Origin of the sequence: Acidithiobacillus sp. (assembly GCF_027322205.1) — a bacterium.
GTDB lineage: Bacteria > Pseudomonadota > Gammaproteobacteria > Acidithiobacillales > Acidithiobacillaceae > Acidithiobacillus.
This window is the reverse complement of the sequence record NZ_DAHVHY010000078.1, coordinates 1-9,109: the sequence shown is the minus strand read 5'-3', so window position 1 is coordinate 9,109 and position 9,109 is coordinate 1. Positions and strand designations below refer to the sequence as shown.

Below are 9,109 nucleotides of genomic sequence, written 5' to 3'. Positions count from 1 at the left end.
GCCGCCCGCGACTACGCCGCGGTGCTTCCGCCACATGCCTTCGATCTGGTCCTGCTGGGAATGGGGGAGGATGGCCATACGGCCAGCCTTTTCCCCGGCCACGACTGGGGCCTGGAAAAGAGCAGCCCCGCCACCATCGCCATCCACGATGCCGCCAAGGCGCCCCCCCAAAGGGTGAGCCTGAGCGGCTGGCGATTACAATACACGCGGGAGATGTTTTTTCTCACCACGGGCAGCGGCAAGCGGTTGGCACTCGCGGCCTGGCTACGGGGCGAATCCATTCCCGCCGCCATGGTAGGCACTGCGGCCGATGTCTGGCTGGACAAGGCGGCCTGGCCGGAAGCCGTGCCTGGGACCATTTGACCCAAGTGCCCGTGAATCCGGGTTGCGCGGGCGCCTCAGGCGGTGTTCAAGCTTGCGCTGCTCCGCCCTGCTGCTTGACCATGGACAGCGCCGTACCCACCAACGCACCGATATTGCCCAGATCCGCCGGGATCACCAGACTGGTGCTCGCCTTGGCGAGGTTGCCCCATTTTTCGATATAGTCCTTGGCGAGCTGCATCTGCAAAGCTTCTATGCCACCCGGCGCCCGCGCGGCGGCGCCGATGACGCGGATGGCGGCGGCGGTGGCTTCGGCAACCAACTGGATGGCTGCGGCCTCACCCTGGGCGCGCAACACTTCCGCCTGTTTGCGACCATCCGCCACGTTGATGTCCTGCTGACGTTGTCCCTCGGAGGTGTTGATCTGCTGCTGCCGCTGCCCCTCGGACTTGGCGATCAGCGCCCGCTTTTCCCGCTCGGCGGTGATCTGTAGTTCCATCGCGCGGATGATCTCCTGGGGCGGAGTAATATCCTTGATTTCATAGCGCAGCACCTTCACGCCCCAGTTGATCGCCGCCTCGTCCACCGACGAAGCGACGGCGGTATTCAGCAACTGCCGGGACGAAAGCGCCGCATCCAGGTGCAACTTGCCGATCTCTGAACGCATGGTGGTCTGCGCCAGCTGGATGACCGCCGTGAAGGGATTACTGGAACCGTAAGCCGCCTTTACCGAATCGGTAATCTGCAGATAGAGCACCCCATCCACGGTCATGGTAGTGTTATCGAAGGAGATGCAAACTTGTGCGGGCACCTCCATGGGCACCTCGCGCATGTCAAAACGGAAAGCAATGCGGTCCAGAAAAGGGATGATGAAATTCAGCCCCGGCTCCAGCACCGCATGGTATTTACCGAGGCGCTCGACGACCCAGGCGCGCTGTTGAGGCACCACCCGGATGGTGGTCCGTAAAATGAAGAAAGCTGCAACAATAACGATCAGGATGACGATGAGGGAGGACATAATGGCTCCTTGCCAGAATTTTGCTGGGGTAGCACCCCCAAATGTAGCAGATTATCGGTCTTGGCGATGATGACGGCGCGGTCGCCCGGACAAGGGGAAGGGCCATCATCGACGACTGCCAGCCACTCGGCACCGCGATAACGTACACTGTATTGCTGATTGCTGTCCGGCCCGCTGACAACATCCACGCCCTGCCCCAGATCAAAATCGCCGAGATCTTTGGTTTTGGCGGCCAAACGATGACGTAGCCACAGTCCGGTGGGCAGCAAGACCAGACAAAACCCCAGGAAAAACCAGTGCAGCACCGTGCCTGGCAAAAGCAGCCCGGTGATCGCCGTGAACAGGGCCGCCAGCGCCACCGCCGCCAGGTAGAACGTGCCCGTAAAAAGCTCCACCAGCCCGGCGACAAAAGCAATGACGACATAGACCATAAACATCCTCACCCCCAGGGTCGGTCTGCCCCGGCCAACTGTAAATAAATCGCAGCAAGGGGCGGCAACACCAGTTCCAGCGAATAGGGCAACCCCATCCAGGCTTGAGCCTGCGCCGGCTGTGGCAGGTTGCCGAGATTGCTGCCGTGATAAGCGCCCGCATCACTGTTGAATATCTCATGATAGCGGCCCGCTACCGGTACTCCCAAGCGATAATTGCGCCGCGGCACCGGCGTAAAATTGAACACGGCCAGCACGAAGCCGCCATCCCGATCCCAGCGCAGAAAGCTCAATACGGACTGGTCGGCATCGTGACAATCCACCCAGGAAAAGCCCTCGCCCTGAAAATCCTGCACATGCAAAGCCGGGACATCCTGGTACAGATGCGCCAGATCCCGGCTCAAGCGCTGAATACCCTGATGCCAGTCCCAATGCAGGAGACCCCAGTCCAAGGCCTGCCCGCAATCCCACTCCCGTCCCTGGCCAAACTCGTTGCCCATAAAATTCAGTTTTTTGCCGGGATGGGCAAACTGGTAACTGAAGAGCAACCGCAGGTTGGCAAAGCGCTGCCAGGTATCCCCCGGCATTTTGTCCAGCAGTGAACGCTTGCCATGCACCACTTCGTCGTGGGACAGGGGCAACACAAAATTTTCTGTATAGGCGTAGAGCTGGCTGAAGGTGAGATCATTCTGATGAAAACGACGATAGACCGGGTCCTGCTCCAAATAGGCAAGGGTGTCGTTCATCCACCCCATGTTCCACTTCATGGAAAACCCCAGGCCGCCGACATAGGTGGGGCGGGAGACCATGGGCCAGGACGTGGATTCTTCGGCAATGGTAAGGATGCCCGGATGGCGCTCATTGAGGACCACATTCATCTCGCGCAGAAAATCGATGGCCTCCAGATTCTCCCGGCCACCGTACTGATTGGGAATCCACTCGCCTTCCTGGCGCGAATAATCGCGATAGAGCAGGGACGCCACCGCATCCACGCGCAACCCGTCGATATGGAAACTGTCCGCCCAGTAACAGGCGTTGGCCAGCAGAAAACCGCGCACCTCATTACGCCCGAAGTTGAAAATGTAAGTGCCCCAGTCGCTGTGCTCACCCTCGCGCGGGTCGGCATGTTCATACAGCGCTGTGCCGTCAAAACGCGCCAGCCCCCAGTCATCCTTGGGGAAATGCCCCGGCACCCAGTCCAGGAGCACGCCGATACCCGCATGGTGAAAGTGGTCCACGAAGGCACGGAAGCCATCGGGGTTACCAAAACGGCTGGTAGGCGCAAAATAGCCGCTCACCTGATAGCCCCAGGATTCATCCAGAGGGTGTTCCATCACCGGCATCAGCTCAATGTGGGTATAGCCCATGTCTTTACAGTAGGTTACCAGGCGCCCCGCCAGCGTCTCATAACTGAGGAAATGGCCCGCCGCATCGCGCTGCCAGGAACCGAGATGCACCTCGTAGATGTTCATGGGGGCGTGCTGCCAGTCATGGCCCGCCCGCGCCGCCATCCAGTCCTGATCGGTCCAGACATGGTCATCTTCCACCACCCGCGCCGCCGTACTCGGCCTCAGCTCAAAAGCATTGGCGTAGGGGTCGGTCTTGACAAACACCACTCCGGAATCGCGGTGGCGCATCTCGAATTTGTAGATTTCGCCAACCGCCAAGTCGGGGACAAACAATTCCCAAAGACCGCTCAGGCCGCGCGCGCGCATGGGATGGAAGCGCCCGTCCCAATCATTAAAATCGCCAACGACGCTGACGCGCTCGGCATTAGGCGCCCAGACGGCAAATGATACCCCATCCACCCCCTCATGCTGGTGGCGGTGCGCGCCGAGATGGTGATAGGCTTCGTAGAGGCGCCCCTCGCCGAAGAGGTAAACCTCCAGATCCCCCAGCACCGGGCCGAAGACATAGGGATCATAGTGCTCGTGAAGCCCGTGCCGGTTCTCCCAGCGCAAGCGGTAGGGTAGGGGCAGTGCCTCACCCTGGTGTACGAAGACGCCGTCGCTATGGATCGGCTCCATGGCTATCCATCCCTTCGGCGTCTGAATCTCAACGCGGAACGCGCCAGGCAGAAAGACCCTCTGCACGGATTGTTGACCAGCCACATGCTGGCCCAGCCAGGCGAAGGGATCCTGATGGCGCGCCTCACAGATCGCCAAGCAGTCTGCGCTTTCGCCGGACAGACCGATCGCTGTACTGCCACGCTTTAGCATTGCCGTCACCGCACCCTCCTCTACCCGCCATCCGGGGTGAATCCGTTCCCGCTTTGTCGCCATACTGACGCCTCTTGAGCATAACACATCCGGAGAGCGGCGCTGTTCTGCCCGATGCGCAATTTTCCTGCCTATAGAGTCCTTGCCGCCATCGATTAAGTTCAGTACCTTAAAAGCCGGTGCATCGCCGGTCTCACCTATACTGCAGGTAAGCTCGTGTCTATGCCAAAATCAAGGAGAGGGTAATGTCGGAAGAAGGCAGTCTCGGAGTAGCCAATTCACCCCGCTTCGTCAGTAACCTCACCAAGAACACCCTGGCCCTGGTACTCGCCGGGGGACGCGGCAGCCGCCTCGGTCCGTTGACCGACTGGCGCGCCAAACCCGCCGTCCCCTTTGGCGGCAAATTCCGCATCATCGACTTCTGCCTTTCTAATTGTCTCAACTCCGGTATTCGTCGCATTGGTGTCCTCACCCAGTACAAATCCCATAGCCTCATTCGTCATATCCAGCTCGGCTGGGGCTTTCTCCGTGGCGAGTTCAGCGAGTTCACCGAGATTCTTCCCGCTCAGCAGCGCATGAACACCGGCTGGTACAAGGGCACCGCCGACGCCATTTTCCAGAACATCGACATTCTCCGCGCCCATCGTCCACGCTATGTGATTATCCTGGCAGGTGATCATATTTATAAAATGGATTATGGGCAGATGCTTGCCGAGCACGTCCAAAGCCAGGCCGACATGAGTGTCGCCTGCATTGAGGTACCGCTGGAAGAAGCCAAATCCTTCGGCGTGATGACCGTCAACAGCGAGGACCGCGTCACTGCCTTTGCCGAAAAGCCCCAGGACCCGGTCCCCACCCCGGGCAATCCCAATCGCGCCCTGGCAAGCATGGGTATCTACGTGTTCAACACCGACTTCCTCTATGAACAACTCATCCGCGATTCCGACAGCCGCGACTCTGCCCATGACTTCGGTAACGATCTCATTCCCTACATGGTGCCGCGCTACCGGGTGATCGCGCATCGTTTCCGTAATAGCTGCATTTCCAGTTCCGAGGGAAGCAACAGCCGCTGTTACTGGCGGGATGTGGGCACGGTGGATGCCTACTGGGCCGCCAATATCGATCTCGTACACGTCACTCCCGATCTCGACCTCTATGACAGCCGCTGGCCGATCTGGACCTATCAGGAACAATTACCGCCAGCCAAATTCGTGTTCGACGATGAAGGCCGGCGGGGCATGGCACTGGACAGCATTGTTTCCGGCGGCTGCATCATCAGCGGGGCCACCGTTCGCCGCTCCCTGCTGTTTTCCAACGTGCGGATCAATGACGGACGCACCCTGATTGAAGACTCGGTCATCCTGCCCAACGTGCGCATGGGCGAAGGGGCCCGCCTGCGCAAGGTGGTCGTGGACAAAGGCACCATTATCCCGGACCGGCTTGTGGTCGGTGAAGATCCGGCCGAAGACGCCCGCCGATTTTATCGCACGCCCAACGGCGTAACCCTGATTACCCCGGAATTACTGGGCCAGCAACTGCATTTCGTGAGGTAATCCCTATGCCCCCGGCGCGCGCGCTTCATGTCATTTTCTGTTGGCACATGCACCAACCCGATTACCGCGATGCCGACGGCTTCTACGCTTTGCCGTGGACCTACCTGCACGCCTGCAAAGACTATTCAGACATGATCGCCCACTATGAGGAGAATCCCCTCGCCCGGGGGGTGTTTAATTATGTGCCGATTCTGGTCGAACAGTTACAGGACTATAGCGCGCAATTTCAGAGCAGGCAGTTCCGCGATCCGCTGCTGATAGCGCTCGCCACGGACGACCTCAAGACACTGTCCAATGAGCAGCGGCATTTTCTTCTGGAGCAATGTTTCCGCCTCGACCCGGAGCACATGCTCAACCCCTTCCCGGATTATCGTCGCCTGCATGACATTTACCAGTTGATGCTGGAGGACGTTAAAGAAATGGCGGATTACCTCTCCGTACAATACCTCGCGGATCTTCTGGTCTGGTATCACCTGGCCTGGACCGGGGAGACCGTGCGCCGCGGCAGCCCTTTCCTGCGATCACTTTTTGCCAAGGGACACGGTTTCAGCCGGGAAGACCGCCAGCAACTCGTCCAGTTTCTCGGGGAACTGATTGGCGGACTGATTCCCCGCTATCGCGCCCTGGCAGAAGCCGGACGCATTGAGATTTCCACCACCCCTTATTATCATCCCATCGCTCCGCTGCTGCTCGACTTCAACGCCGCGCAAGAAGCGGTAGCAGATGCGCTGCTGCCCGACTGCCCGGCCTACCCCGGCGGGGCTGAGCGCGCGCGCTGGCACATCGACCAGGCACAACAGAGCCATCCCCGGCATTTTGGAGTGCCGGCGCAGGGTATGTGGCCTGCCGAAGGGGGCGTCTCTGCCGCCTTTGTCGAAATGCTCGGCAGCGCCGGGGTGCGCTGGACCGCTTCCGGTGAAGGCGTACTGGCCCATAGCCTGCTGCTCAGCGACGATGGCAGCGGCCCCCGCGGCCGGGCGGAATACTTGTACCGTCCCTATCAACTGCAGGGGAAAGGACCCGCACTTTTTTTCCGCGATGACGCGCTCTCCGACACCATCGGCTTCGATTACAAAACCTGGTCCGGGCATGATGCGGTCACGGACTTCATCCACAAACTGGAGGCCATCTGGCGGCAGACGGAGCACGAGGAAAACCCGGTCGTCAGCATTATTCTCGATGGCGAAAACGCCTGGGAATATTATCCTTATAATGGCTATTATTTTCTCTCGGAGCTCTATAAGTCGCTGGCTAATCATCCGCACATCCGGATGTGCACCTTCAGCGACTTTGTCAGCCACCATCCCGACGACATGAAGAGCATACCCCGACTGGCCGCGGGGAGTTGGGTCTACGGCAGCTTCAGCACCTGGATTGGCGACCCCGCTAAAAACCGCGCATGGGATCTGCTCTGCACCGCCAAACAGGATGTGGACAGACATCTTGGGGAGTTCTCCCCAGAACAACAGGCCCAAATCATCGAACAGCTCGGCCGCTGTGAAGGTTCCGACTGGTTCTGGTGGTTCGGCGACTATAACCCCTCGGACTCCGTCCGTGATTTCGACCAGCTGTACCGCCTCAACCTCCGCAAACTCTATACCCTGATGCAAATCCCTGCCCCCGACGCCCTCAGCAACCCCATCAGCCATGGCGGCGGTGCGGCAGAGGCCGGTGGTACCATGCGCCGTACTCACGCGGAAGGACACTGAATGACCCACAGCACCCCCCTCCTCCTGGGCGTCCATGCCCATCAGCCGGTCGGCAACTTCCCCCACGTCATCGACGATGCCGTACTCCGCTGCTATCACCCATTTTTAGAGGCGATGTATCGTTTTCCTGAATTCCCTTTCGCCATCCACATCAGCGGCTGGCTGCTGGCTTATATGATTGACCAGCACCCCAAAACCATCACCTTGCTGCAGGAGATGGTAGCCCGCAACCAGGCGGAAATGGTGGGCGCCGGCGATACGGAACCGGTGCTTGCCGCGATTCCTCATGCCGATCGTATCGCCCAAATTGAGGCCATGGCCAACCGTCTGGAGAAACACTTCGGACAGCGGCCCGTCGGGGCCTGGCTCACGGAGCGGGTCTGGGACCCCAGTGTGGTGCCTGCCCTCAACGAGGCCGGAGTGCGCTACGTTATGGTGGACGACTATCACTTTCTCTGTGCGGGCGCCTCGGCAGACCAGCTCGGCAGCTTCCACCGCACCGAAGAAAATGGCCAGCGCATTGACGTTTTTCCTATTTCTGAGGCGCTGCGCTACCGCCTGCCATTCTCTGAAGCCGACGCCGCCGTGTCGTACATTGAGGGCCTCTCCGAGCAGCATCCAGGCAGTGCCGGCATTTATTTCGACGACATTGAGAAATTTGGCGTCTGGCCGGAGACCTATAGCTGGGTGTACGAGAAGGGTTGGCTGGAACGATTCCTGCGTGGCGTGCTCGACTCGCCACACATTCAGCCCATGCGTTTTCGGGATTATCTAGCTCAGAATCGCCCCCAGGGTATCATCTATTTGCCGACGGTATCCTACAGCGAAATGAACGAATGGACGCTGGCTCCCGATGCGGCGCGCGGCTACGCCGCCTTCCTGGAACAGGAAAAAACAGCCGGTCGGCTGGAACAACGTAAGGCCCTGATCCGCGGTGGCATCTGGAAAAACTTCCTGACCCGCTACCCGGAATCCAACTGGATGCATAAGCGCATGCTCCGACTATCGCAGCGCTTTCACGCCCTGCCCAAGCGCCAGCAGAGCAAAACCATGCGCGCGGACCTGCACGAAGCGCAAGCCAATGACGCCTACTGGCACGGACTTTTTGGCGGCATCTATCTACCGCATCTGCGGCGCGCCGTTTTCAACGCCATCGTCCGTCTGGAGGCGCAACTGGACCGGATCCAGGCACGCCCGGCAATGGAACACGTGGACCTGGATCTGGATGGCCTCGATGAACTGCTCTATCATAATCACGCCCTCCAGTTGATCATCCGCCCGGCCCCCAGCGCTGCTGTGGTGGAATGGGACTGCTATGCGCTACGACACAACCTCGGCGACACTCTGGCGCGCCGTGATGAGGCCTATTATGACAAGATTCATCACGGTACCATTGCGCATGAACCCCCCGGCGAAGGCATTGCTTCCGCCCACGACCGCGTCAGCTTCAAAACCGATATCAGCGCTGAAGACCTTACGCCGGACGCCACACCCTGCCACAGCTTTCAGGAATGGATCAATGGGAGCGCCATCACTTACAGCGAAAGCCGTTTGCCGGATGCCCCACACTTTTCCGGCGGCGTTGCGGACGAATGGGCCGTCAGCAAGCGCTACACCCTGTCGGAAAACCGCCTCACTGTGGACTACCGCATTGAGTCAGCCCGCAAGCGGGTAGAAGCGCAGCGTTTCCGTACCCGGCTCTTTCTGGCCATGCCGAGTTGCGATGGCCCAGCGGGCCAGTTCTTAGCCAATGGCAGTTCACAGGGCGGCTTTGGCAGCCCCATTCAGGGTGCAGCGACCCGGGAAATCGTCCTGGAGGATGCGGTTATGGGCGGCAAAATCATCCTGCATTTCAACC

General features: G+C 59.7%; 7 protein-coding genes. 4 read left to right on the top strand and 3 right to left on the bottom strand.

The genetic code is table 11. The annotated features are described in order from the left end of the window. Positions 1 to 363 (top strand): 6-phosphogluconolactonase (locus M7F93_RS10185; RefSeq protein WP_298172904.1); only part of this gene is annotated, 363 nt, incomplete at its 5' end. Positions 364 to 409: 46 nt separating this feature from the next. Here M7F93_RS10185 and M7F93_RS10180 read toward each other — a convergent pair. From M7F93_RS10180 to glgB, 3 genes are read right to left on the bottom strand one after another with little or no spacing between them, the layout of a single operon-like run. Next, the gene (locus M7F93_RS10180; RefSeq protein ID WP_298172901.1) at positions 410 to 1,339 is read right to left on the bottom strand and encodes an SPFH domain-containing protein; all 930 of its coding nucleotides are present in this window, start codon (positions 1,337 to 1,339) and stop codon (positions 410 to 412) included. Beyond that, positions 1,315 to 1,776: an NfeD family protein gene (locus M7F93_RS10175; RefSeq protein ID WP_298172898.1), complete on the bottom strand. Its 462-nt coding sequence runs from the start codon at positions 1,774 to 1,776 to the stop codon at positions 1,315 to 1,317. Before M7F93_RS10175 ends, M7F93_RS10180 begins: the two co-directional genes overlap by 25 nt. 2 nt (positions 1,777 to 1,778) lie before the next feature. Next, positions 1,779 to 3,989, bottom strand: a complete 2,211-nt coding sequence (gene glgB / locus M7F93_RS10170) for a 1,4-alpha-glucan branching protein GlgB (RefSeq protein WP_298172907.1) — start codon at positions 3,987 to 3,989, stop codon at positions 1,779 to 1,781. Positions 3,990 to 4,234: 245 nt separating this feature from the next. On the opposite strand from glgB, the gene glgC reads away from it, so the two are divergent. From glgC to M7F93_RS10155, 3 genes are all read left to right on the top strand, one after another. Then, the gene (glgC, locus tag M7F93_RS10165; protein WP_298172895.1) at positions 4,235 to 5,542 is read left to right on the top strand and encodes a glucose-1-phosphate adenylyltransferase; all 1,308 of its coding nucleotides are present in this window, start codon (positions 4,235 to 4,237) and stop codon (positions 5,540 to 5,542) included. Positions 5,543 to 5,547: 5 nt separating this feature from the next. After that, a complete protein-coding gene (locus M7F93_RS10160) occupies positions 5,548 to 7,251 on the top strand; it encodes a glycoside hydrolase family 57 protein (protein ID WP_298172893.1) in 1,704 nt (567 codons plus the stop codon). Further along, positions 7,252 to 9,109: alpha-amylase/4-alpha-glucanotransferase domain-containing protein (locus tag M7F93_RS10155; RefSeq protein ID WP_298172891.1), on the top strand; the 1,858-nt coding region annotated here is incomplete at its 3' end.

Excerpts from the sequence above, each read along its gene's own strand:
- M7F93_RS10180 (WP_298172901.1), bottom strand. The coding sequence starts at position 1,339 with ATGTCCTCCCTCATCGTCATCCTGATCGTTATTGTTGCAGCTTTCTTC.
- M7F93_RS10175 (WP_298172898.1), bottom strand. The coding sequence starts at position 1,776 with ATGTTTATGGTCTATGTCGTCATTGCTTTTGTCGCCGGGCTGGTGGAG.
- glgB (WP_298172907.1), bottom strand. The coding sequence starts at position 3,989 with ATGCTAAAGCGTGGCAGTACAGCGATCGGTCTGTCCGGCGAAAGCGCA.
- glgC (WP_298172895.1), top strand. The coding sequence starts at position 4,235 with ATGTCGGAAGAAGGCAGTCTCGGAGTAGCCAATTCACCCCGCTTCGTC.
- M7F93_RS10160 (WP_298172893.1), top strand. The coding sequence starts at position 5,548 with ATGCCCCCGGCGCGCGCGCTTCATGTCATTTTCTGTTGGCACATGCAC.